The 25,833-nt window shown below is 41.4% G+C and carries 21 protein-coding genes; 3 read left to right on the top strand and 18 right to left on the bottom strand.

The window, feature by feature from the left end:
- Positions 1-4 precede the first annotated feature (4 nt).
- Positions 5-727 (top strand): SIMPL domain-containing protein, encoded by a 723-nt coding sequence (locus G563_RS0104195; protein ID WP_028664206.1) that lies wholly within the window; start codon positions 5-7, stop codon positions 725-727.
- Positions 728-775: 48 nt separating this feature from the next.
- Here G563_RS0104195 and G563_RS0104190 read toward each other — a convergent pair whose 3' ends face one another.
- Positions 776-1,993, bottom strand: coding sequence for an acyl-CoA dehydrogenase family protein (locus G563_RS0104190; protein WP_028664205.1), 1,218 nt, complete (start codon positions 1,991-1,993; stop codon positions 776-778).
- Between the two features lie 216 nt (positions 1,994-2,209).
- Between G563_RS0104190 and G563_RS0104185 the strand changes: the two genes are divergently transcribed.
- Positions 2,210-3,706 (top strand): ATP-binding cassette domain-containing protein, encoded by a 1,497-nt coding sequence (locus tag G563_RS0104185; RefSeq protein ID WP_037325860.1) that lies wholly within the window; start codon positions 2,210-2,212, stop codon positions 3,704-3,706.
- Here G563_RS0104185 and G563_RS0104180 read toward each other — a convergent pair.
- From G563_RS0104180 to G563_RS0104165, 4 genes are all read right to left on the bottom strand, one after another.
- Positions 3,703-4,623, bottom strand: a complete 921-nt coding sequence (locus G563_RS0104180) for a DUF4249 domain-containing protein (RefSeq protein WP_028664203.1) — start codon at positions 4,621-4,623, stop codon at positions 3,703-3,705. The two genes, G563_RS0104185 and G563_RS0104180, sit on opposite strands and share 4 nt — an antisense overlap.
- 26 nt (positions 4,624-4,649) lie before the next feature.
- Positions 4,650-7,004 (bottom strand): TonB-dependent receptor, encoded by a 2,355-nt coding sequence (locus tag G563_RS0104175; protein ID WP_028664202.1) that lies wholly within the window; start codon positions 7,002-7,004, stop codon positions 4,650-4,652.
- A gap of 316 nt (positions 7,005-7,320) precedes the next feature.
- Entirely contained in the window at positions 7,321-8,145 is an 825-nt protein-coding gene (locus G563_RS33675; RefSeq protein WP_051210750.1) for a lipoprotein signal peptidase, read from the bottom strand.
- Positions 8,146-8,154: 9 nt separating this feature from the next.
- A complete protein-coding gene (locus tag G563_RS0104165; RefSeq protein WP_028664201.1) occupies positions 8,155-9,363 on the bottom strand; it encodes a proline dehydrogenase family protein in 1,209 nt (402 codons plus the stop codon).
- A gap of 125 nt (positions 9,364-9,488) precedes the next feature.
- On the opposite strand from G563_RS0104165, the gene G563_RS0104160 reads away from it, so the two are divergent.
- Positions 9,489-10,586 (top strand): chorismate mutase, encoded by a 1,098-nt coding sequence (locus G563_RS0104160; protein WP_028664200.1) that lies wholly within the window; start codon positions 9,489-9,491, stop codon positions 10,584-10,586.
- Between the two features lie 81 nt (positions 10,587-10,667).
- Here the strand turns inward: G563_RS0104160 and G563_RS0104155 are convergent, their stop codons facing one another.
- From G563_RS0104155 to G563_RS0104100, 13 genes are all read right to left on the bottom strand, one after another.
- Entirely contained in the window at positions 10,668-11,873 is a 1,206-nt protein-coding gene (locus G563_RS0104155; RefSeq protein WP_028664199.1) for a hypothetical protein, read from the bottom strand.
- Between the two features lie 149 nt (positions 11,874-12,022).
- Complete coding sequence (locus G563_RS0104150; protein WP_051210749.1) at positions 12,023-12,901, bottom strand: winged helix-turn-helix domain-containing protein; 879 nt, start codon at positions 12,899-12,901, stop codon at positions 12,023-12,025.
- Positions 12,902-13,039: 138 nt separating this feature from the next.
- On the bottom strand, positions 13,040-13,504 hold the full coding sequence (locus G563_RS0104145; RefSeq protein ID WP_028664197.1) for a hypothetical protein: 465 nt from the start codon (positions 13,502-13,504) through the stop codon (positions 13,040-13,042).
- A gap of 19 nt (positions 13,505-13,523) precedes the next feature.
- Positions 13,524-13,937 carry a hypothetical protein gene (locus tag G563_RS0104140; protein WP_028664196.1) on the bottom strand — a complete coding sequence of 138 codons (414 nt, stop codon included), beginning with the start codon at positions 13,935-13,937 and terminating at the stop codon, positions 13,524-13,526.
- Between the two features lie 97 nt (positions 13,938-14,034).
- Positions 14,035-16,446, bottom strand: coding sequence for an ABC transporter permease (locus G563_RS0104135; protein ID WP_028664195.1), 2,412 nt, complete (start codon positions 16,444-16,446; stop codon positions 14,035-14,037).
- A gap of 90 nt (positions 16,447-16,536) precedes the next feature.
- Positions 16,537-16,758 carry a Kazal-type serine protease inhibitor family protein gene (locus tag G563_RS0104130; protein ID WP_028664194.1) on the bottom strand — a complete coding sequence of 74 codons (222 nt, stop codon included), beginning with the start codon at positions 16,756-16,758 and terminating at the stop codon, positions 16,537-16,539.
- Positions 16,759-16,780: 22 nt separating this feature from the next.
- The gene (locus G563_RS37590; protein WP_084650754.1) at positions 16,781-16,996 is read right to left on the bottom strand and encodes a Kazal-type serine protease inhibitor family protein; all 216 of its coding nucleotides are present in this window, start codon (positions 16,994-16,996) and stop codon (positions 16,781-16,783) included.
- A gap of 4 nt (positions 16,997-17,000) precedes the next feature.
- Positions 17,001-17,366, bottom strand: a complete 366-nt coding sequence (locus tag G563_RS0104125) for a hypothetical protein (RefSeq protein WP_028664193.1) — start codon at positions 17,364-17,366, stop codon at positions 17,001-17,003.
- 130 nt (positions 17,367-17,496) lie between these two features.
- Positions 17,497-19,905 carry an ABC transporter permease gene (locus G563_RS0104120; protein ID WP_028664192.1) on the bottom strand — a complete coding sequence of 803 codons (2,409 nt, stop codon included), beginning with the start codon at positions 19,903-19,905 and terminating at the stop codon, positions 17,497-17,499.
- A gap of 77 nt (positions 19,906-19,982) precedes the next feature.
- Positions 19,983-20,282 (bottom strand): hypothetical protein, encoded by a 300-nt coding sequence (locus tag G563_RS0104115; protein WP_028664191.1) that lies wholly within the window; start codon positions 20,280-20,282, stop codon positions 19,983-19,985.
- A 4-nt stretch (positions 20,283-20,286) separates the two neighbouring features.
- Positions 20,287-20,589, bottom strand: coding sequence for a hypothetical protein (locus G563_RS0104110; RefSeq protein WP_028664190.1), 303 nt, complete (start codon positions 20,587-20,589; stop codon positions 20,287-20,289).
- Between the two features lie 152 nt (positions 20,590-20,741).
- The gene (locus G563_RS0104105) at positions 20,742-23,087 is read right to left on the bottom strand and encodes an ABC transporter permease (protein WP_028664189.1); all 2,346 of its coding nucleotides are present in this window, start codon (positions 23,085-23,087) and stop codon (positions 20,742-20,744) included.
- Between the two features lie 86 nt (positions 23,088-23,173).
- On the bottom strand, positions 23,174-25,621 hold the full coding sequence (locus G563_RS0104100; protein ID WP_028664188.1) for an ABC transporter permease: 2,448 nt from the start codon (positions 25,619-25,621) through the stop codon (positions 23,174-23,176).
- Between the last annotated feature and the right edge of the window lie 212 nt (positions 25,622-25,833).

Genomic DNA, 25,833 nt, shown 5'->3' with positions numbered 1-25,833 from the left:
TACCATGAAACGATTCGTATTAAGTGCTTTATTGATTGCGTATAGCACTTCTATTTTTGCTCAAACTACTACAGCCGTGGAAAAAGAACCTATCAAAAAAATTGAAGTAACTGGCACCGCCGAACTCGAAATCGTACCTGATGAGCTTTATTTTACGATTTCGCTGAAAGAGTATTTTAAAGACGAAAAAAATCAGAAAGATAAAGTAGCACTAGAAGTGCTTGAGAAGCAGCTTATAGATGCCGTCAAAAGTGCGGGTCTTCCCAAAGAAAACCTTTCGGTGAGTGGAGTGACGGGCTATCGTGAATGGACGGGTAAAAAGAAACCTCAACATTTTTTGGCAGCAAAACAATTCCAACTCAAGCTCTCAAATGCTAATAATATCAACGACTTGATGACCAAAGTAGATGACCGTGGAGTAGAGTATGTGAACATGAGCCGTGTGGAGCATTCAAAGAAAGAGGAGTTTCGCAAACAAGTGAAAATCAATGCACTCAAAGCTGCCAAAGAAAAAGCGGGCTATTTGCTAGAATCTATTGGTGAAAAACTGGGCGAAGTCCTTGAAATTCATGAAGTAGAAGAAGGCAGTGTATATCCGATGTACAAACAAGCCCAATACAACGTACGCCTAATGGCTGCTGACGCCGCTCCTGAAGGTGGTGACGCACTTGAATATCAAAAAATCAAGTACAGCTATCGGATGAATGCTACTTTCAGAATCAAATAAATAATGTTAAAAAGAAGCCCAAGTATCCCTGAAATACTTGGGCTTCTTTTATCCTTTTCGGCGTACGTCTAAGCCATAATTTTTGAGAATACTTCTGGCAAGAGCTGACTTATGTACTTCGTCGGCACCGTCGTAGATACGAGCAGCGCGCTCGTGGGCGTACCAATACGAAAGCAAAATATCGCTTGTCATTCCCAAACCTCCGTGGGTTTGAATAGCACGGTCAATAACTCGGAGCATCATATTGGCCGTAAAAAACTTAATCATTGAAATTTCGTCCCGTACCGATGCAGCCCCTGACAAATCGATATTGTGTGCCGTACGCAAAACAAGGAGTCGGGCTGCGTCAATTTCGGCACGGCTTTCGGCAATAAACCCTTGGATAAATTGGGTATCACCTAGCATTTTGCCTTCTTCGAGTTCGCGTTTGGCAGCATAGCGGCACATCAAATCAAAACTTCGCTCCGCTATTCCAATAAAACGCATACAGTGGTGAATCCGACCGGGTCCCAAACGCTCTTGTGCCAATAAAAAACCACTTCCTTCGGTGCCGATGAGATTGTTTTGAGGGACTCTTACATTTTCATAAAGCATTTCGGCATGACTTGCCCAGCTATCTCCTGCATGACCCATGATTGGAATATTTCTGACGAGGGTTACGCCAGGGGTATCCATAGGCACCAAAATCTGACTAGCTCGTTTGTGAGGGGCAGCGTCAGGGTTGGTGACGGCCATCACTACGGCAAAAGCCGCCCCGTCTGCCGAACTCGTAAACCACTTATGACCATTGATGACATAATCACTCCCTTCTTTGACCGCCGTAGTCCCCATACGGGTAGGATTCGAACCCGCAAATTCGGGTTCTGTCATGCTAAAACAACTCCTTATTTCGCCTTCCATGAGAGGTTTGAGATAACGTTCTTTTAGGGGCTGGGGAGCGTACTTATGCATCAATTCGGTATTGCCGATGTCAGGCGCTTGGGTATTAAACACAAAATGTCCGAAAGGAGAACTTGCTAAGACTTCGCTGATTTGCCCAAATTCGCAAAGGGTAAGTTCAAGGCCACCCTCTTCTTTGGGCAAGTGAAGCCCCCATAAACCTGCTTTTTTGACCAATTGCCGTTTTTGTTGAAGAATAGGCTCTACCTCCGAAAAATGATGGGTCAAAAAATGAGGTGTTTCTAAGGGATAAAGCTCGTTTTCGATAAAAGCTTTGATTTGGGGCAACAGTTTCAGAGTGCGTTCCGTCGCAAAAATTGGTTCCATAGATAAGGCAAGGGTTTATTATGCGTGCCGAATATTTTTCCAAATATAAAAAATAAAATAGTTGGAAAAAGGAAGAAAAGTAGGTCAAATGAATTCCTTAGCTTTTAATCTACTGAAGGCAAAATTTACGTAAAAATGCTACTGGAAATCTGAGTTAGCGAGATATAATCAAGTATTTGGTCTAATTTTACGCCCTCAATTTCAAGGTTGTTACTGATGTTTATTTCTCTTCAAAATGCTTTTGTACGTCGCTACGATACAGTGGTGCTTTCAGAATTAGAGCTGACTTTAAAGGCGGGTGAGCAATGGGCTATTGTAGGCCCTAATGGCAGTGGTAAGTCTTCGTTAATTGAAGTTTTGGCCGGAAAATGGCCCGTTTGGCGAGGTAAAGTTACGCATGATTATGGGGCTGTTTTGTTGTCGAAAGTAGCTGAGTTGGTGCCGTCTGATTATTCCTTTAATCGAATTGTAAAATCAGCAGCTCAGTATTATCAGCAACGTTTTCATAGCTATGAAGCAGCAATAGCCCCATCAGTAAGAGAGGTACTTACCAACCAACTCAAACCCGTAGGTACGGTCGATGACCAGTCTGTCGTATTAGCACCTTCAGAAATAAGTGAAGTAGAATTGCTCCGCTTGACGGAGTTACTTTCTATAAATCATTTATTAGAACGCCCTTTTGTGACGCTTTCTAATGGCGAAACTCGCCGAATGATGCTTTGTAGGTCGTTGCTAAAAATGCCCAAAATCCTGCTTTTAGATAATCCGTTTGCGGGGCTTGATGTGCACTCTAGAGATGTATTGCGAAGTGCTTTACAACAACTCAAGGAAGCGGGGGTATTGGTGATTTTTGTAACATCCACATCCGAAATCCCCGACAGTGTAACGCATATTTTGGAATTAGAGCATGGTAAAATAAAATCCCAGAAGCTGCACAACCAAAACCATGAATCTTCTGAAAAACAAGAGATTAAAGCCACAGAAACCAGACTCCCTCAACTTCAAAGCAGCTCAACTCTAAATCTTCAAAGTTTAGCTTTCGAATATGCCGTAAACCTCCGAAATATCAACGTGACCTATGGCTCCCAAAAAGTACTAGACCATGTAAACTGGAAGGTGAAAAAAGGCGAGAAATGGGCTTTGGTAGGGCCTAACGGTTCGGGCAAATCTACTTTGCTCAGTATCCTCACCGCCGACAATCCCCAGCGTTTTGCCAATGATTATGATTTGTTTGACCAAAAGCGTGGCGGCGCCTCTATGTGGGATGTCAAAAGTAAAATTGGGCATGTTTCGCCGGAGTTGCACCTTTATTTTCCCCAAGAAACGACGGTTTTTAAAACCATTGCTTCAGGTTTTTTTGATGCGACGGGCATTTATTTCCGTAAACTGACCGAGCAACAAATCCAACAAACCCACCTCGTGGCGGAGTGGCTACAAGTGGCAGATTTGTTGGAAAAGCTTTTTAAAAATCTTTCTAAAGGTCAACAGCGATTGGTGTTGTTGGCGAGAGCACTGGTCAAAAATCCCCCCCTTCTTATTTTAGATGAGCCTTGTCAGGGTTTAGATTTTGCCACAGTAGAACACTTCAAAACCGTAGTAGATACTATTTGTGCTTCTACTGAGCGTACATTGATTTACGTATCCCATTATCCTCACGAAATTCCAAGCTGTGTGACCCAAACCTTAAGATTGGCCGAAGGGAAGGTGGTTTAATAAATATTAGGACGTGCTTGTTTGGCATCGACTACCGTCTGAAAAGAACTTACGCCCGCCGCCCCAAAAAAACCTAAGGCTTTACGGCCATTCGGATTTGAATTTTTGATGTTACTGAAAATATTGGAAGGTGGTGTCGCAAACAGTCCGCCGTTGGTAGATTCTATCCTGATTTGATTAATAAAATAATACCCTTCAAGCGTTAAGCTATGAAGCTCTACTTTGATAGTGTCTTTCTCTACCAAAAACTCATCAAAAGGAACAATAGATTGGCGGATAGGTAAGACAAAAATCAATCCGTCGCTATTGCCACCAGGGCTAAAGCCCGCATCGTAGGCGGTCGAAATCTGACTTGCTTTATTGAAATACTTCCCATTTTTGAATGACTTTACCCAATAGCAATCACCTGATCCTACGGGGTCACGGGCAAAAAATTCAGGCTTATATCCTTCTTGGGGCTTGCCATCGGAAGGCGCTACGGGAAGTTTATCAAAAAAATAAGTCAAAGAATCAATCTTCGGAACCCGGTTCAACTTGCTTACTGCGGTATATTCTTCATTACCAAACTTGACATTGAGGGTATATGTCCTGCCTATGTGGCCCAAAGTATCGGTGGGAGTACTTGGTTTCCATACATAAACGCCATTGTTTTTTGCGTCTTTAAAATTAAAAACTTTCCCATTGTCATCAGTGACTACCACCGTGGCATTCAAAATGGGTTTAGCTGGGCTATTGTCGAAATAAGGCGCCGATTCTGTCAAGCGAATACTGTGTTCGATGGCTCGATTCGTAATCCATCCGTCTACGACTAATTGTGGGTCACCCGATTTGATATCTAAATCTATCACATCTTCACAGCTTGTGAGGCTCCCCGCAGCAAGTATTAAAATAAAGAGAGAGGCGAGTCTGTTTTTCATGGCTTTTTATATGGATGAAATCTTCCTTAAAATTTGAAATTATAAGTAACAGCGGGTACTACACTTCCAATAATTGAATACCGCACGGCTTCGGTTTGAAGGTTATTATCTTCATTTTGACGAAGGTAGGTCGAAAAAGGATTGCGACGGTTGTACACATTGTATACACTAAAAACCCACTCGCCCTGTCCTTTTCCAAAAAGTTTCTTTTTGGATTTGAGAGTAGCACCTATATCGAGGCGATGGTATGAGGGAATACGGGCGGCATTGCGCGAATCGTTGACATTGTGAGGAAGTGCCCACTCGCCCCATTCAAAGCGGTTGGTAGGGAATGTAGCGGGGGTACCTGTATTAAAAGCAAAATTTGTAGAGAAACTCCAGCGGTCGTTGAGTTGATATAGACCTACGACTGATAGGTTGTGGGTTTTGTCAAAACGTGCTGGAAACCAGTCGTTTCTGTTGATACCTTCTATTTTACGTTCAGTGCGAGCCAAAGTATAGCTAAGCCAGCCAGTCAGTTTACCCCGATTTTTCTTTATATAAAATTCGGTTCCATAAGCGCGTCCATTGCCAAATAATAAATCCCCTTCGAGATAGCGATTCAGTAAAAGGTCCGAATTGCGAACATAATCTATTTGATTTTGGAGGTCTTTATAGTAAATCTCTAATGAGGCCTCATACATATTGTCCTGTAAGTTTTGAAACCAACCTAATGCCACTTGGTCAGCAATTTGGGGTTTGATGATTTTTGAACTTAAGGTCCATACATCAAGCGGAGAACTTGCAGCAGTATTGGAGAGCAGATGTAAATATTGGGCAGTACGGTTGTAACTTACTTTGATAGAAGCCGCTGGTGAAACTTCGATTTTGGCCGAAAAGCGAGGCTCCCAATTTCCATAAGTATTGATAACTCCTGTTTCATATTTGTTTTCAGAAATCGGAATTTTGCGTTCGCCTTTTTCTACTTCTAAAAACTCAAAACTAGTGCCAGGGCCTAGATTACGAAAATAGGAATAACGAATGCCGTACTGGAAAGAGAGCCAATTGTTGATTTTTTGTTCGTTGCCAATATAAAGCGCAGATTCGTCGGCATAGCGAGTGTCTAGGGTTATTGTACGTTCTTCTCCACTTGAAAGAGCAAGGGCTGTGCCTGGCCTAGAGGTATAGTTGATATACTGTCCTCCAAAAGTGATTGTATTGTTGGGGGTTAGATAATACGTAAAATCAGGTTTAATACTCCATGTTTGGATATTGGAATTCCATTTGAATTTGTCACCAGAAGTGTTTGTATTATTGCGATCTGACTCCAATCCATAGTCATAGTTAGAATAAAAAGTCGTAGCGTTGAGAAAGAGCTTGTCATTAAAAAGGTGATTCCAACGAGCTGTAGCTGTTTGATTACCCCAATCAAACCCAAAGTCTGCTCCAAATACATCACGTCCAAAATAGCCCGATGCATAAATCGTATTTTTATCATTGATTCGGTAATTGGCTTTGGCGGTGAGATCATAGAAATAAAAACGAGAGTTTTTTAAATCTCCGCTCAAAAAGGGTTTTGCCAATACATCTATATAAGACCGACGGCCAGCTACTATAAAAGACCCTTTGCCTTTGGCAAAAGGCTGTTCATAGCTTAACCTTGAAAAAATAGTACCTATTCCGCCGTTTATTTCTCGCGTTTTAGCGTTTCCTTCTTTGAGCCGTACATCCAAAATAGAGGAGGTCCGGCCTCCATATTGGGCTGGGATTCCACCTTTTATGAGTTTTACATCTTTAATGGCGTCAGGATTGAAAACGGAAAAGAAACCAAATAAATGAGAAGAATTAAAAACCGGAGCTTCGTCGAGCAGTACTAGGTTTTGGTCGATGTTGCCTCCCCTGACATTGAAACCACTTGCCCCTTCTCCTACGCTTGTCACACCAGGCAACAATTGGATGCTTCTTACAATGTCTACCTCGCCAAGCAAAGCGGGCATTTGTCGGATCGTTTTCATCTCTACTTTATTAACCGACATCTCTATACTCTTTACATTTTCATCTTCTTTCGTGGTTTTTACAACTACTTCTTGAAGTTTGAGACTTTCATCTTTGAGCTCGATATTGAGTTTTAAATCGTTTTTCAAGTCAATTTTCTTTTCTACCTTCTCGTATCCTAAGTAGTTGAATATCAGTGTGTAGCTTCCTGAAGGTAGGGATAGCGCATAATATCCATAATCATTGGCAACGGTACCATTTCCAATTTCACGGACATATACCGATACTCCAATAAGGCTCTCTCCGTTGGTAGCATCCTTGATGTAGCCACTTATGGTCTTTTTGTCTTGGCTGTAAGCTAAAAAAGTGGTAGAGAAAATTCCAAAAAGGAATAATAAATGTTTCATAGCTGTATGATAGAAGTTCAGATAGTTCTATTTTATGACAATTTAGTGTGAGGATTCCCCTATAAGGAAAAAAACTAGTTTGTATTTTTTCTATATAAAAACGATACAAACCTACCTTTTTGTTTCAAAAAATAAGATAAAATTGGGATGAAGTGCCATAAAACTAGCGTAAACGGGAAGAAATAGGTAATGATTTTGAAGATAAAGTAGCCATCATGCCCAAGGTCGAATACTCAAAAAGCAGTACATTAACTATACAAAAAAAACTGTATTATTGTTTAGAAATAATACAGTTTTTGAAAAGTATATATAAAATTTATTTGGTTGTGTCGTCAGTGGGTGGTGTTGGAGTCGTTGAAGCCAGGGTGCTGTTTTCTTCTAAATGAGGTGCTTCTTCTGATTTTGAAACTGCTGAAACAACGCCTGCCTCGTTGGTTTCGGGTGCGTGGTCTTGTGTTGATGAAGAGGGAAGGTGATCGGAAGTTTCTTCAACAGAAGCCTCTTCAGTAGCAGTAATAGTTTTTTCTGAAGGAGTTTCTTCTTCCTCTTCATCCAATTTGGGGAAGAAAGTGCCTTGAAAAACCAAGATAATACATACCCCTACAAAAATGCAAGCATCAGCAAAATTGAAGATAGGTGTAGTATAATACTGTCCGCCCCATACAGGAACCCACTCTGGCACAAAACCTTCCCAAAAGTCTACAAATACCATATCGATTACTTGTCCGTGAAACCAAGGAGTAGGCGAGCCATAAGGAGCATTGCCAATAAGGACGCCATAAAAAATACTATCTACAAGGTTGCCGATAGCACCTGCCAAAATCATAGACATTGCCCAAAGAAGACCACTAGAAGCCCCCTTTTGAGCGAGTTTAATCATGTACCATGCAATAAAGACCATGGCTCCTAGTCGAAAAACCGTCAGGAAAAGTTTGCCATATTCGTGGTCGATTTGCATTCCAAATGCCATGCCAGGATTGGTGACATAATACAACTTGAGCCAATCGCCAATAATACGGATTTGACCCGCAAAGCCCGGTGACATATAATGATGAACGAGCAGTTTGGAGGCTTGGTCTAATCCGATGAGTAGGAGAGCAAATAAAAAATACTTGAGAGGATTCTTCTGGGATTGAGTCATGACTTTTGGTTAATGGACAACTTTCTGTTGGTAGCGACGTTGTACCTCGCGTTTGATGAGCAAAAATTCTCTACTACTCTGCCCTGCAATGGATTTATTCTCTGCTGCACGGCGAAACAGATAGGGCATGACCGCTTCCACTGGTCCATAAGGGACGTATTTTGCTACATTATATCCAGCGTGAGCGAGATTGTAGGAGATATTGTCGCTCATGCCAAGGAGTTGGGCAAACCATACGTGTGGGTCGTTGTGTGGAATATTAAGTTTATCCATCAATTCTACACAATACAAGCAGCTATACTCATTGTGAGTACCAAGGCAAATAGAAACAGTGTCACGATTTTCAAGAGAAAAAAGAATAGCCTTGTTGTAGTCAGCGTCGGTATCAGCTTTGGTAGCATTGATTGGGTCTTGGTATTCATTTTCGTGAGCGCGGAAGCGTTCTTTCTCAATATAAGCCCCTCTGACTAGTTTTGCTCCTAAAAAATACCCATTTGATTTAGCTTCACGAGCGGCTTTCTGAAAGTTTTCTAGCATATCGTGGCGATACATCTGGAAAGTATTGTAGACAATGGGCTTTTCGAGATTATATTTTTCCATTGCCTTATAAGTCAAGTCGTCAATAACCCCCTGTATCCAACTTTCTTCGGCATCTATGAAGATTTTAACGTTTAAGTCATGGGCTTTTTTGCAAAGAGAATCAACCCTTGCTTTGAGGCGATCGTAAGCCGCTTCTTCTTCGGAGCTAAGTGGCTGACCAGATTGGATTTTTTCAAGAAGCTCAGTGGAACCAATGCCCGTCACTTTAAAAACAGAAAAAGGGATAGCGTCTGATTGACTGGCTTTTTGGATTGTTAGAAGAATTTCGCTAGTGGTTTTATCAAAACTCTTTTCATTGTCTTCTCCTTCAACAGAGTAGTCTAAAATAGTGCCAATTTTGGATTTAGCCAAATTTTGTATGGTTTTTTCGCACTCCTTTATATTTTCACCTCCACAAAATTGGCCGAAGAGAGTTGATTTTATAAGATTTTTAATAGGAAGTCGTAATAAAAGAGCAAGTTTTATAAAAAAAGTTCCTAATTTTACAAGCCAAGTTCGATTCATCAAAGCAAATAGCCAAAAGGTTTTTTTGAGCTGAAAATTTGACTTAGAAGAAAAGGCTACCGAAGTGTCTTCAAATGAAACACCCTTTTGGGGAGAAGCAACACTTATAGACATAGTTTTTAGTTGTGTTTGTTGTTATGACAATAAAACAAATGCAAAATTACAAAAGTTGTGCTTAGCATTCAAATTGTTAATATCAGATTGTTGTACTTAATTAATTCTTTTAATTTTTCTCTATTATGAGTGCCACCTTGGAAGTTTTACCGATGAGCACGTGGGTTGATACGGGAGGTAAACCGCTCGTCATTGCCGGCCCATGTAGTGCCGAAACCGAAGAGCAAGTTTGGGAAACCGTAACCCAAATCAAAGCTCAAGGGTATGCAAACGTTATTCGTGCAGGCGTATGGAAACCTCGCACGCGCCCCGGAAGTTTTGAAGGTATGGGAGAGGCTGCTTTGCCTTGGCTTGCTGCTGTAAAAAAAGAAACAGGTTTGCCTGTGGCTGTTGAAGTAGCTACCCCTCAACATATAGAACTAGCTCTCAAATATGGAATAGACATTCTGTGGATAGGAGCTCGTACCACCGTTAATCCTTTCAATGTTCAAGATTTAGCGGATGCGTTGCAAGGTGTGGATGTGCCTGTTTTGATCAAAAACCCTGTCAATCCAGACTTAGCTCTTTGGATTGGAGCTTTTGAGCGTATCAATCGCGCTGGAATCAAAAAGTTGGGAGCGATTCACCGTGGGTTTTCTAATGCCCAAGAAACCAAGTATCGTAACTCGCCCATGTGGAATATCGCTATCGAATTGAAAACGATGTTTCCTGAGTTGCCTATCATTGGTGATCCAAGCCACATGGCCGGAAAACGCGCTTACTTGTTTGAAATAGCGCAACGTGCTTTAGACTTGAACTACGACGGGCTTATTATTGAATCGCACCGCGACCCAGACAAAGCATGGTCAGATGCTGCGCAACAGTTGACTCCAGCTGCTTTAGGCGAAATGCTTCATGAACTTCACGTTCGTAAAGCTGAATACGGTACTGATTACCAAGGCAATTTGGAAAACCTCCGTGGCAAGCTTGACAATCTGGATCGTGAGTTGCTTGAAATTTTGAGCCACCGTATGTCGTTGGTTGAGCAACTTGGAGAATACAAGCGTGACAACAACGTAGCTGTTTTACAAATGGATCGTTGGCGTCAACTTCGCAAAAATCGGGCGGATTTAGGAAAACAATTGAACCTTTATCCTGATTTTGTGGAAGAATTGTTTGAACTGATTCACATGGCTTCTATTCGTAAACAAACAGAAGTGATGAACTCTGCTCCTGCTGTTTAGGAAGTCGATAAAAACATAATCAATAAAAAAGCCACCTATCGTAAGAAGGTGGCTTTTTTATTGATTATGCTCCTTGGGGAATTAGTGGTCTTCACTACTTTCATGCCCGAGGAGCGTGAGGCGGTAAGGGGTTGAGGAGACTTTAATCGTTTTTTTGTTGGTAAGATTGGCAATTTCAATTTGTAGAAGCTCGCCTGTTTTAGGTTGAGTGATGTACAAATACTTATCAGTTGCTTCCAACTGAGGTTTTTGTACTTCATCTTTCTGGATGGCCGGCATAACATTACCTGTTTTTAGCAAGGTGTTGTTGCTCAAATTAAAAATCTGTACTTCGCCGCTATGCAGCAGTACTACAAGACGATTGCCGGCATAATCCACCTTGCATTGCATGATGTCGGTACTTTGTACAATGGGAGTTACCGTATTTGCGACAACGTCAATCAAATAGGCTCCTTTGGCGGCAGTATATCCAATGAATTTTTGTGATTTGGTAGCTTCTAAAATTGTACCAAACCAAGCTGTTCCAAAATCTGAAGGATGTGCAATGAGGCGCTGCTCGCCAGATTGAGTTACTACCAAAATTCCGCTAGCCGAACCAAATACTGATACATTGCCGTCACTAGCATTGCCGTGGATTCCCTTCGTTTGGACGGTAGATTTGTGAATTTCCTGTCCTGAAGCATTGATGATACGTACTCTTTCGGGTAAAACGCCAGCTACAGAACCATCTTTTTCGGTAACAGCATAGTTACCATTGTTAAATTTCGTCATTGCTCCATGGTGTGCCGTTTTACTAGCATTAATGATTTTGAGCTTGGCTCCCGTGGTATGGAAGTCTGTTTCCTTGCCCACACTCAAAGTGCCATCGCCGTCATTAAAGAGCAAGACTTCATCACTTTTGCTTTTAAAATGAGTAGGTGCTAAACTTTCGCCTGTCATAGCAGCCCATTTAGGAGTTCCTTTTACATCAATGTGGTCTCCGTGGTACTCAAGACCCGAATCAAAAAATTGAACAAGATTGTTTTCCCGATGTACTACACTCGCATAACGTCCAGACTCAGTTACGTAAAGTGAAGCTTTAGGAAATGCCGTCTCAAATTTTTGGGTTTCGCCCGTTCGAGGAGTTACTATAAAGACTTCTTTTGATACTTCATCATTGACTACTACCCGCAAATGTTTGTATTCCAAAGGATCATCAGAAGGATCTACTTCACTGGTTTTGTTACAGCTTATGATAAGTGTACTTGCTAAAGCGACTGTTAGATAATGGAAGAAATGTTTTTTCATGGATACGTTTATTTGTGCAACATTGTTGCAAATATAAGACAAGAAAGTTTATTTATGCAACAATGTTGCGAATTTGTGGGTCAAAAAAACATCATGACCTACCCACCTATCTGTTTTGAGAAGAGTGTATCGTTGAAACCAAAAGATTGTCAGGTAGTTTCGAATCGGTAGCCTACGCCGTGTACCGCCGCAATTTTGAGAGAGGAATCTTCTTGGAGCAATTTTCGCAAACGCGATACAAAGACATCAATACTACGGCCTACTATGATGCCTTCGTCTTCCCATACTGATTTGAGAATAAAATCCCGCTCTAAGACTTGGTTGGGGTGAGTCACAAATAAATGAAGTAGTTTGGCTTCTCGATAAGTGAGATTGTGTTTAATGCCATTAGTATAGATTACTTGATTTTCAAAATCAAAAGTGGATTGACCTACATTGATAAGCTCAGAGGTGAGAGAAGGAGCAATAGGAGAGAGAGAGGGCTGTATAGGTTGTCTTTTTCGCCAAATCATATAAGTGCCGCCTAGCATGATGAGTCCTAAGCCCACTGTCCACCACGTCGTAAGGGGTGTGGCTGCCTTAGACGCAGAATTTTCAAAAATTATTTGGACATAAAAGCATCCTTTGTCTTGGGTGCGCCCGCCACAAGGGACTTCGTGGTTTTGGGTATAGTCTAGGTAGTTATAACCTAATTGAAGCTCTTTTGTGTCACAATCTCGCACTACTACATCGTAGTTGAGCGAGATTTGATGCAACTTGAGAGATTCTTGTAAAATAGACGGCAATTGATTGTAATTGAAGGCATTATTGAGTTGTAAAACAAAAGTGTTGGGACTTGTTTTTTTTACAACGGGAATTTTGGAGATAGAATCGCCACTAGCCAACAACAGATAATGACCCGTACGCCGTAGGGCAAGATTTACTTTTTCGTCGAGCCGAGCTGGATTGTTTGGAGTGTTCCAAATTGAGGCTCCAAACAGTAGGCTTAGCCCTACAAAAGAAGCTACTATTACCAATTTATACATCATCGTTTTATGGCCATCAAAGTCTGATTCTGTGTTAAATATAGCTAAAAGTAAATGAGCAAAATTAGTTTAGACTTTCCAAGTTTTATAATCAGTAAATTTATAAACTTGGAAAGTCAATTTGCGCCTTGGTACTTAGCCTTAACAACCGTCTCCGGTTTTGTTTTTCCAGAAAAGTGGTCTAAAAATATCATTAACAAAATACCGCGTGAGTTTAATCGTATGTTTAGGAGGATGGTTTTTGTGGATTGGCTCAATGATAAGTTCATCTCCAAACCTAGCTAAATCTAGAATGTGGGCTATTTCGACCTCATGTACTTCACGAGTGGTAGAAGATAAGCCCGCATTCAGATATTCATGGCCGCGTTTGAGATAAATCCGAAAGGGAATTTTCGTGGAGGATTCTAAAGCATAGGGATTGCCTTTGATGAGCGATAGTTTGCCTTTGCTTATCACCGAAAAATGGGCATAATCGAGGGGCTTTCCATTCAAAACAAGCGAGCTTACAAAAGGCTTATTGTCGTTTGAATCCTCAGTAAAACCAAAAACACTAGGGGCGATTGTCACTAACAGCGCAACGACCCACGCATACAGGGATAATTTCATAAGATAGAGAGACGTGTATTTAGTGAACCAAAATTTCATTGTGAGGCAGCGCATATTTAGTACTTGTTGTGAGAAGTACAATACGGTCACCTTTGCGGCAGAACTTCATCACATTTTGAATGTCGAGCGAACGATAAATTTCCTTTGAAAAGGTAGTTAAGGTATGGGTGTCTTTATCGCGGATTGCTACCATAAATTCGACAGGGGCAGTTTGATGCCATTGCTTATTTTTGTAGGTAGCCTCAGCCACGGTAAGGGTACCTTTGGCAGTTTGCGAAAGTATACACTTACCAGTGGGGGTGTATGCGTTAACGACTAGTTTGTTGTCTAAAAAAGCCGCCGAACAGCTGTTAAAATGATTTTGGCCTTGACACCAAATGGTGGTCAGACTAGCGAGAAAAATTCCCCCGATGATTGCTTTGATTGTTTTCATTGTGTTGGTTGATTTTTGTTCGAAACAAAAATAGATTGCCCTTCCCAAACACAAGAAAATACCCTGTAAAAGAATGTAAACGAAATGTAAAAGTTTGTTATTCTGACCGTAAGGCCTCGGTAGGGTTGGTTAAAGTACTTTTAAAAGTTTGAAGAATTACCAAAAAAACAATCAAAATTCCCAAAGCAAACGTAATGCCTATCAACGAAACCCAGCCAATATCGATACGATAGGCGTAGTTTTGGAGCCATTGATTCATGACAATAAAAACCAAAGGCAAAGACACTAACGAGGCAATACCAATGACGATTAAAAATTCTTTTAAAAACAACATTACCAAACTGATGCTTGAGGCTCCCAATACTTTACGAATGCCGAGTTCTTTGGTTCGGCGTGCTACACTCAGCGATACCATACCAATGACCCCCAACAACACAATCACAATTGCGAGTGTAGTGGCGAGTTGGGCTGCTTTTTTTAGCCTTATTTCTGTCTGATATAAGTTTTGAAGCATATCATCCAAAAAACTAAACTCAAAAGGCGCTCCGGGCAATAATTCATTCCACTTTTTTTCGATGTTAGCAATAGACTTATTGAGGGCTTTCGACCTGATTTTGAATGAAAAATAGCGGTAATTGTTGAGTGTATTGAGATGAATAAATACAAGAGGGACGATATTGTCACGCATTGATTGAAAATGGAAATCGTCGCTTACGCCTATTACTGTAAATACCTGCGCAAATCCCTGTAACCTGACTCGCTGCCCTACGGCTGCTTCGGGCGAGGCAAAATTCAAGGCTTTGGTTGCTTTGGCATTCAGTACAATTTGGTCAGAGGGGTTGGAAGAATCTACAGGACGGAAAAAAGAACCGCTGAGTATCAGAATTTGGTAAGTACGTGCAAAGTGGGCGTCTGTTTGTAAAATAGGGACAAAAGCGGCTTGGGTAGAATCTTGCCCTGCCCGAAAAAGACCTGTCTGAAAGCCTGCTTTCCCATTAGGAATCTCATAAGACAAAGTTGCCTCCTGTACATCTGGTAAGCGAGTGAGTTCTTTGCGAATGGTTTGCATTTTTTCAACTCCCGCAGCGGACCAATCGCGTGGAGTAGCCGCCCATATAATAGACTCTTTTGAGTAGCCCAAGTCTTTGTCGAAAAAATAACTGACTTGTTGAGAAATAATAATCGCTGCCCCAAATACAAACAAAGCAATGGAAAATTGAGTACTCATCAGTGAGTATCTAAAGAGGTGCTTTTCTTTGACGGTTTTTAGTTTTCCCTTGATAGAATCTATCGAAGGAAGAGAAGAAAGTACAAAAGCAGGATAGGCTCCGGCTATCAGCCCCACTATGAGTCCAAGGATTAGGGCGCTTATCACAAAGAAAGGCAGGGCACTGAAAATAGAACGCACTTCTTTGCCCACAATTTCACCAAAAATAGGTCGTGTAAGCTGGTATAAAAACAAAGAAAAAAAAGCACTAAAAAGCGCGATAAGCGTAGATTCGGTCAAAAATTGACTAATTACTTGCTTTTTTTTGCTACCTAACACTTTCCGAACGCCGATTTCTTTCAGACGGGTCGACGAACTTCCTATGGAAATATTTACAAAATTGACAATGGCCATAAATACAATAAAGGCCGCTATAAGGCTCAGGGTAAGCAATGTCTTGCAAATAAGGCCATTGTTGCTATCAAGGTAGACCGTCTTTAGAGGTTTGAGGGTGACTTCTAAATTGGCTTTTATCACAGGCGATGCATGGCTCTCAATAAGTTGAGCAATGGGCTTATGAAGTTGAGCGGGTTTTACTCCTTTTTTTAGTTCTATGTAGTTGACGATGTAGGCATTGTCCCAAGTGGTAATAGAAGCATCACGCCCAAAATACGCCAAACTGCTCATTGCTAGAAGGAGGGGTATTTCGGTGCTTACAAATTGAGTCACGGAGTTGTAAGGAATAGGAGCCAACACGCCGGTTATTATGAAATCTTTTCGTTCTCTTGAAAAAGATTCAATTTGAATGCTTTGCCCTACTACATCGGTTTTGCCAAAATATTTCAAGGCTGTTTTTTCCGAAAGAATGACCGAAAAAGGCTGATTAAGAGCGGTACGAGCATCGCCATCGAGGAGAGGCAGCCCGTACATAGTGAGCAGGGTAGAATCGCCAATTTGTATATCTTCTCTGAAGTGTTTGTTGCCTTTGGAAACCGTAGTCGATACACCATCAAAACGATAAAAGTTTTCGACCAAACTCGGATATTGCTCTTTGAGGGTTTTGGCTAGAGGGGCTATGGTCGTAATTTCCATGCCCATGTTGGGCTGCTTCCACTTGCTTTGTAGCACATACTGATTGTCGATATTTTTCAAATCAGTATTTATCTGCGACTCATCCCAGATAAAAGTGCCAATCAATAGCGCGAAAGTAAGCCCAACAGACAGGCCAAGGATATTGATAAGGGTAAATACCTTATTTTTAAGGAGGTTGCGCCAACCAATTTTGAAGTAGTTTTGAAGCATGGTTTTGTGCGTTTAAAATGGCCTTGCAAGGTACGCACAAAACCCATGTTGGGTTTGTTAAAAAAGCTTAAATGTTTGATGTTGAGCTTTTTAGTTTGCTTTACATTCTCCCTTCGACACCACTCTAATACCTACGTTGGCTGCCTCACAAGCATTGCCGTAGGTTTTGCCATTGCACCCGCATACGGGGTCGTAGAGTGCATAACATGCCCTGTCTGGATTAGGCTTTTCTACGCAGTCGTTTTCAATGGTTTCTTCTTTGGTACAGCCTATTAAAACGGCAAGAAACATCACAACAAATAATGATTTCATAGCTTTATTATTGAAAAAATTGTTATTTACCTTTACATTCACCTTGAGACACTACTCTGATTCCAACAATCCTAGCTGCACAAGCGTTTCCGTAAGTTTTGCCGTTGCATCCGCACACAGGTGCATATTCAAAGGTGCACCCAACATCGGAAACTGGTTTTTCTATACAATCACTAGGGATTTCTTTTTCGCATCCCAAAAAAGCACTCAGCAAAATCACTACTAACAAAGATTTCATAGGACTATTTTAGAGATTTGATTTGGAGAACATCGATTTCATCAAATTCGCTAGTTTTACCCCACCCACATTGTACAGATTGTTTTTGACCTGTCAATCGATAAGTTATTTCTACATCTACCATATATACTCCATGAGTGGTTTCCGCAGTTTGAATGAGGGTATTGACTTTCTCTTTAGAAGCATTGTTGGGCAAAAGTTGGATGGTTTCTTTGTCCGATTCAATCGAGAAATGCCACCCACAGCCATCCACTGGCAAAGCATTTACCAACTTAGCTTTAGAAGTTTTGGTGTCTTCAGGATTTACCTTCGAATCACAAGCCGCAGAGGCAAAGACAAGAAAAAGACTTAAAAAGATAATCGGTTTCATCGTTTTAAAAAAGGTTAACGTTTGTATGGGTAAGACGCAAGTAATTCTCGAAAAGTTGGAATCAAACAAAAATCCCCTAGAAAATTCGCAGATTTTCTAGGGGACTTTGGGCATTTATTTACGAATAAAACTACTCTGAGCGCAAAGAAGAAGTAGGGTTGGTGAGAGCTGCTTTGATAGCCTGAAAGCTTATGGTAACGATTGCGATTCCTACTGCCAGCAGAGCCGTTACCACAAACACCCACCATTGGATAGAAGTGCGATACGCAAAATCGGTAAGCCATTTATCCATAATCCACCATGCTATTGGAGAGGCTATAACAATAGCGACTCCCACCATTTTGAGGAAATCAGCAGACAAAAGAGCCGTAATGCTGAAAACCGAAGCTCCAAGTACTTTGCGAACCCCAATTTCTTTGGTGCGTTGGGAGATAACCATGATGGCTATTGCAAACAAGCCCAAACAAGAAAGAATGATGGCTAAGGTAGCCGCGCTAAAAAATATTTTTGAGAGGCGTTCTTCGCGTTGATATTGTTTGTTGACGTTTTCATCCAAAAACGATCCCTGAAATTCGGATTTGGGAGCAAGCTCGGCGTAGGTTTTTTTGAGCAATGCAATCGTCTCATCGACGTGGTCGGGTGCGATTTTTACAAAAATATAATTGATAGAAAACCCATTCATAAAAAAAGAAACGGCTTCTATCTGTCGGTGCAGGGATTCAAAATGAAAATCTTGAACTACTCCAATCACTTTGTGTTTTTCGTCGGTATTGAGAATCACCCCCAAAGGATTTTTTACACCCAGTTGTTTTGCCATCGCTTCATTGATAATCACTGAGTAAGCGGTGTCGGCTGCGTAGGCTTCCGAAAACTCCCGCCCTTGTAAAAGTTTAAGGTCGAGGGTTTTGGCATAGTCATAATCAGCGGTGCGCATATTGGTTTTTAGGCTTTTTCCATTTTGCTCAAAGCCTAAGACCGATTTTGAAAAAGATCCGTCAAGTCCTCGTCCAAGGTTTACATCTGAGCCTGTCATGCTCAAGATACGAGGCTGATTAGCAAGGCGATTTCTGAGATGTTTCAGAAGACGCTTGCCCGATACTTCATGACCAATAGGAATACTATATACTTGGGTAGTATTAAAACCGAGTGGTTTGGAGCGTAAATAATTGATTTGAGTCCAGACAATCAGGGTACACGAAATCAATAGCACCGACATGGTAAACTGAAAAATGATAAGTGCATTGCGAATTCCGCCTGAACTGCCACTGACTTTTACTTTTCCTTTGAGAACTTCTACCGTATTAAAACGTGTCACTGCCCAAGCAGGGTAGCCTCCTGCTACTAAGGTCACAAGTGCGAAGCAAATAAAAATGCTTAGTAACAAAGACGGTGTTTGGAGCAGGTTCAAAGATAAACTAGAGCGAAAAATAGCATTGTAATGAGGAAGCAATACATACGATAAAAATAACCCCAGGCTAAAGGCGGCTATACATATCAAAAAAGCTTCACCCCAAAACTGCCCCACAATTTGCCCTTTGAAAGCCCCTAAAGCTTTGCGCATTCCTACTTCTTTGGCACGGGTGAAAGACTTTGCTATCGATAAGTTGATGAAGTTGATCGCCGCAATAAGCAATATAATCACGCCCACAATCAGTAGGGTATAAGGATAGACTTTGCTAATAGCCTGATTGCCAATGCGGCTGTCGAAGTGGCTCTCTGAAAGCCCTATGATGCGAGTACTCATGAAATCACCTTGGGCGTCGGCTTTAGCACCTTCTTTTTTGAGTTGCTCGATATTGCTTTTGTAGTATTTGGCCGTAAAAGCTTTTAAGCGTTTGTTAAAAGTAGCAGGGCTTGTGTGGTCGTCTAATTTCAAGTAGAGCGCATGTTGGTCAGCATCCCAGCGGTCTTTATTGTCAGTAAATTCGCCTGCAGTTTCGATTCTCACCAACATTTCATTCTGAATACTGGTATTTTCTGGCCCTTTTTCGATGATACCGCTTACGATATAGGGAACCTCTTTGTCGCCGTGGCTGATGTTGAGGGTTTTGCCTATAGGGTCTTGTTCTCCAAAAATATTTTTAGCAATATCTTCTCTCAATATCACATTGCTCAAATCATTGAGCGCGGTTTGGGGGTTGCCCTTGAGGAGCTTATACCCAAAAACTTGCAGATAATCAGGGTCAGTAAAAATGATACCTTGATTGATGAGCTTATCGTTTTTGTGAATTTGAGCTGCCCCTGACATTACGCGAGCTGCCAAGTTTACTTCGGGGTATTCGGCCTTCATCGCCCCACGCATAGGCAAAGGCATAGAGTTTCCATACTCTTCACCTTGTGGCGAATTTACTCTATGATATACCCGATATACAGCGCCGTTTTGTTCGTGGAAATTATCATAAGTCAATAGCAGGTAAGCACTCAAAAACAATAAAATACTGACACCAAAAGCGACCGAAAGACCAATGAGATTGATAAACAAATAGGTTTTGTTTTTCCACAAGTTTCGGAAGGCTATTTTGAGATAATTGCGTATCATGGATGTTAAGTTAATAGTTTATCGATTAACCATTGTTTGGTTATGTTGTCTCTAAAGCAATGCTGATTGTGAGAATATTAGGTCAGTTTGCCCGTAAGGATTTGCCTTTGTTTGATAAGGTCTTCTTTTTTTACAAACGTAATAGGCACAAACTCATCTGTAGGAGAACCAATATAATATAACGTCCAATCGTGGTCGTATTGGGATAAAATATGGCGCAAACAATCGGCGCGATCTACGCTCGGAAGGCCACAGTCGTCCCAATAAAACAACTCTACTCTATAGTGAAGCGCTTGCTTTTGGCCATTGATAGTGACTTCGATTTCGATGTCTTGCTTGCCTAGTTGGGTCGGAATCGGAATAGCGATATGTGCCATGTTCTTAAAGGTTTAGAAGCGAATAAAGAAAAGGAGATATCAAGACGTTTTCTTTTTTTCGGATAAAAGTAATAGGGATAAATTGCTCCGTGGGTGAACCTATGTAATACAAGAGCCAATTTTGGTCATAAGTAGCAAGGATATGACGCAAACATTCGGCGCGGTTGACGGTAGGAATCCCGCAGTCATTCCAATAAAACAACTCCACTCTATAATGTAGCATTTGTTTTTGGCCGTTGATAGAGACCTCGATTTCGATGTCTTGTCTACCTAACTGAGACGGAATCGGAATCGCAATGTGTGCCATACTTTTGTGTTTTTTATCCTTTTATCAAACTGCAAACATAAACCTCCTCAAACCTCATACCAACCAATAGGGGTTTTGATAATCAGGTAGTTGTGTGTACGATGTGTTGACTCATTGTCCGAATATGGACACATTTTGTTCGACGACGGACATTATTCGGATTTTAGCGATTTTACGGGATTCATCAGCGCGGCTTTTACCACCTGAAAACTTACTGTAAAGAGAGCGATAGAAAAAGTGAGAATCGCCGAAATCCCAAAAATCCAGTATGGAATCGTGATTCGGTAGGCAAAATCTTCTAGCCACTTACTCATTACATAAAAACTAAGAGGAGTAGCAATAATAATAGCTATGCAAATAAGCTTTAAAAAGTCTTGGGTCAACAAAGCCGTAATATTACCTACCGAAGCTCCTAAAACTTTTCGGATGCCCACTTCTTTGGTACGGAGCTCAGTGGTGAATGTTACCAAACTGAATAATCCTAAGCAAGAAACCAAAATCGTCAGAAAAGCAAAGGCATTGAATAGTTTCATCATCAGAGCCTCTTTTTGGTATTGTAGATTGAGGGTGGCGTCTAAAAACGAATACTCGAAAGGAAATTCAGGATAGTGATTTTGCCAAAGAGACTTAACCACCGATAGATGTTCTGGCTTTATTTTAAGCATGAGGCTGTTGGGTGCCATGTGACTATACACCAAAACAAGCGGCTCGACGGCATTGTGGAGAGAGTAGTAATGGAAATTTTTTATAACACCTACTACTTTGCCGTCGTGCATAAAACCTTTTATCGATTGGCCCAGAGGCTGTTTCCAGCCACTCATTTTTACGAAGGCTTCATTTACGATAAAGGCTTCTTTTTTATCGGTACTAATATCTTCAGAAAGATTACGCCCTGCTACTAGCCTCATACCCAACAACGGAACAAAACGTGGGTCAACAAAGCTATACTTTGTCATGACTTCCCTTGCTTTGCCCTCTACCTTGAAAGAAGTACTTCCCAAAGCGTCGGGCTGTAGCCCTGTGCCAACTGTAAGATCGCTAACCTCGCTGCGCTGCCGTAAAGCAGCAGCCAAAACGTGCCCTTTAGCCCGCGAAGATGAATCGCTCGGCAGTGATACCACAAGCACTTGGTTTTTGTCAAATCCTAAATGATGTTTTTGGAGAAAATTCATTTGCGCATAAATAATCAATACCCCCGCAATCATACTTGCAGTAAGAGTAAACTGAAAAGTAGTAATGAATCTCCGAAATCCTAATGCCCGCCCTGATTGAGTAAAAGCCCCTTTCAGTACCTGAGTGGGATTGAAATCTGATAAAACTAATGCAGGATACCCACCGCCTAGCAAAGTCGTGAAAGCCAATGTAGAGATTGCCCAAAGCACCGTTTCATTGAGTGATAATTGCAAGCGAATGTCGAGCAACTGATTGATTCCTGGAATGCAACTCTCTAGCATTACGATTCCGATAATGACCGCAAAAAAGCTCAAAAGCAACGCTTCAAACAAAAACTGAAGGATAATCTGACTACGCCTTGCGCCGTTGGTTTTGCGAACACCTACTTCTTTGGCTCTTTCGGCGGCGCGGGCAGTGAGCAAACTTATGTAATTGAGCAGGGCAATGGTCAGTACAAATAGTGCTAGAAACAAGAATAAGTAGCCGTATTGTTTATTGCCTTTGGGGGTATCTTCTAATTTTCCTTGACTATAATGAACATCGGCAAACATTTCAGCATGAAAAACCAAGGAATACCCCTCAGCTCCCATTTTTTTAAACTCTGGACTGATTTTTTGTTCGCTAAGTTTGTTGAGTTGTTGCTCCAGTGAGCGTAGAGTAGGGGTAGTTTTAAAAAGGGCAAATGTAAATACTGATAAGTCTTCTTCTATCCATGTTTTGGTATTGGCAAAATTGTGTGATACTAAAGCGTTGATTTTTAGGTCAGTATTGGAAGGCAAGTCTTCAATGATACCCGTTACGGTGTGAGGGATTTGGTTGATATAAACAATTTGTCCAAAGACATTGGTTTGACCGCCGTATTTTTTGGCAAATGATTCTGTCACAATCATCGTATTGGGATGAGCCAATGCCGCTTTACTATTTCCTTCCTTGAAACGATAAGAAAATACCTCAAAAACAGTAGGGTCGGTATAATACACATGGTCTTCATTGAAGATTTTGTCGCCATACTTGACCGTGGCAGCTATGGATTGGAGACGAGTCGCTTTCTGAATCGCGGGGTAATCTCGATTTAAGGCATCGGTCAATAATACTGGACTTAACGCAATCTGCATCGGTTCTTCTGGCGTTTTAAGCTCAGAAGTGATGCGGACAATACGCTCTGCTCCTTTGAAAAAGCTATCATAAGTAAACTCATGCTTTGCGTACAGCGACATCAGAATAAAAGCCGTTAGTCCTACTGCTAATCCGATGATATTCAGACTGCTGTACATCTTTTGACGCCAAAGATTTCGTAGGGCGATTTTAAGATAATTTCGCAACATAGGTTTTGAATTGATTAACGGTAGAGACGTTGCATGTGTAGAGACGTTGCATGCGTGGAGACGTTGCATGCAACGTCTCTACCAAATTATTCTGTTTTTAGGGATTTGACGGGATTCATCAAGGCCGCCTTGATACTATGGAAACTAATGGTAGTCAAGGCAATGACAATCACCATCAAGCCTGCAACTACATACACCCACCACTGAACTTCTACTCGATAGGCAAATTCTGAAAGCCATTTTTCTAAAAAATAATGGGCAATAGGACTCGCTAACAACATCGAAAAAAGAATAAGCCGGATAAAGTCGGCCGAAAGAAGTGTAACCACACTAGTCACATTGGCCCCTAATACTTTGCGAATACCTATCTCTTTGGTACGGCGCTGCACTACGAAAGCAATCATTCCGAATAGCCCAAAGCATGACAGGAAAATAGCAACTCCTGCAAATACGCCTATAAGCACTCCAAAGCGTACTTCTTCGGCATACGTATCGCCAATAGACTCGTCTAAAAAGCGATGTTCAAATACTTTTTCAGGGAAAAATTCACGCCATGTTTTTTCAATAAAATCAATGGTATTGACAGGGTCAATGCCCGACATTTTAATGCCAAATTCGGAAAAAGCTCCCGTATTTACTTCCATAATCAATGGAGTGAGGGCGTTGCGTAGATTCTCAGTATGAAAATCAGTGATAACCCCTACTACTCGTCCTTTTTTACCTCCTCGCTGTATGGTTTTTCCAATCGCATTGGCTGCCGTTCCCAACTGCAAGGTTTTGATAGCTTGTTGATTGATGATGAAGCCTTCAATATGGTCGGTGCCATAAGATTTATCAAAGTCTCGTCCCGCTACTAGATTAAGACCGAAGGTTTTGGCAAAATCATAATCTACCGAAATCACAGGCAACATCAACCCATCCTCAATCTTGATTTTGTCGGTTGCAATAGGGTAACGTACATTTCCGCGTCCAGGTAAATTAGAAGCCAAAGTTACGGCTTTGATATGCGGATTTTGGAGGAGTTTTTCTTCAAAAGCATTGGTTCGATTCCGGAGTTGTTGGTCGCCAGGAGAAAAAAGGTTGTTCATGTTTTGGCTAAAAAGAGGTACTCTCAGCACCATATTGCGGTTGAAGCCAAGGGGGCGATTTTTCATGTACTGAATCTGCCATAGTACCACTCCTGCTCCTGCAAGGAGGGCAATCGTCACTGTAAATTGCAAAGTAATGAGGCCTTTAGTGAGCCAATTGCCTCCTTGCCCTTTGCCAGCGGCGGTACCTCTAAAAATATCAGTTGCTTTAAAGCGAGAAGCAAATAGCGCGGGATAAATGCCAGCAAGTAAACAAGCTCCCACAAACACCCCAAGGAACAGTCCGAACATTTCGAGGTTTTCGTTCCACGAAAATTGGGGACGTCTTCCAAAAAATACGGCCATTTTGTCTAATAATAGAGAAGTCGAGAGCAAAGCAATAATAAAAGCTGGAAGCCCCAAAACGAAGGTTTCGGCTAAAAGCTGCCTGATGATTTGTTGAGATTGTGAGCCAAGGGCTTTTCTGACGCCTATTTCTTTGACCCGACTCAACTGGGAAGCAGTACTGAGATTCACAAAATTGACGATAGCAATGGTCAAGATTAGCAGACCTATAAGGGCAAATATGCGTAAGAAATCGGCATTGGCAGGAGGCATAAACTCGTCTTGAGCGGTAGATTGTAGATGAATATCCCTCACTGGAAATAGTGAAAGGTTTTGCTTTTCGCGCATTTCTTTCAGGCCATATTTCATCACAAAACGCTTGAAGCGAGCATTGACAGTAGAAGGCTGAGTGCCGTTTTTGAGTAAAACATAAGTAGAAGCATACGAAGCGAGGGTGTTGGTTTCGAGCGCTTCTAGGATATTGGCGCGAGCAAATTCGGGTTCTACATCGGGAATGTTGCGAAAAGGAACCAAAAAGTCAAACCTTAGGTGAGCGTTTTCGGGTAGTGCCCGTACGATACCCCTGACCGTAAAAGGACCACGATTGGCTAATAGCAGCTGCTTACCTATACAATCTTGGGTTCCGAAAAAACGTGAGGCTGTTTTTTCGGTCAAAACAATAGAAAAGGGAGTCCGTAAAGCGTGGTCGGGGTTTCCGGCGAGCGTTTCAAATCTGAAAACTTCTAGGGCGGTGGAGTCAGCAAAAAAAACTTCTGGAGATTCAAATTCAAGGTTTTTTGCTTGGTTTTTGACACTCAAGCTTCGAGTATACATACGAGCCACTTTTTCTATTTCAGGAAAATAACTTTGAAGAAGAGGCCCAAAGGGAGCCGGTGCTCGTGAAAGTGTAAAAGCCGAACCCGTAAAATTAAGCTCATAATTCATCCGGTAGAGCCTATTTGCCGTAGGATAATGCTGGTCATAAGAATGCTCGAAACGATACCAAATAAACGTAAGAAAGCAGAAAGTAAGACCTACCGCTAATCCTGCAAAATTGACAAAAGAGAAAAGCTTATTTTTAAGAATTTGTCTTAAAGCAACATTGAAATAATTTCGTAGCATGAGGTTTAGGAAGAGGATTGTGACAATGATAAACTTAAACGACTATCTTAACATAGTGCTGCTATGGCAAAGCGCTCGCAAAATAGAACGTAATGCAAACGAAAACAATTTAACTCCCAAATTATGTACCACATTGTTAGAGGGTTGATTTTTAGATGTTTGTGTTTGTTGGTGCTAATGAAAATGTCCGTAAACGGACACCAAAAGGATTG

Origin of the sequence: Runella zeae DSM 19591, assembly GCF_000423565.1 — a bacterium.
GTDB lineage: Bacteria > Bacteroidota > Bacteroidia > Cytophagales > Spirosomataceae > Runella > Runella zeae.
This window is presented reverse-complemented; position numbering and strand designations above follow the sequence as displayed.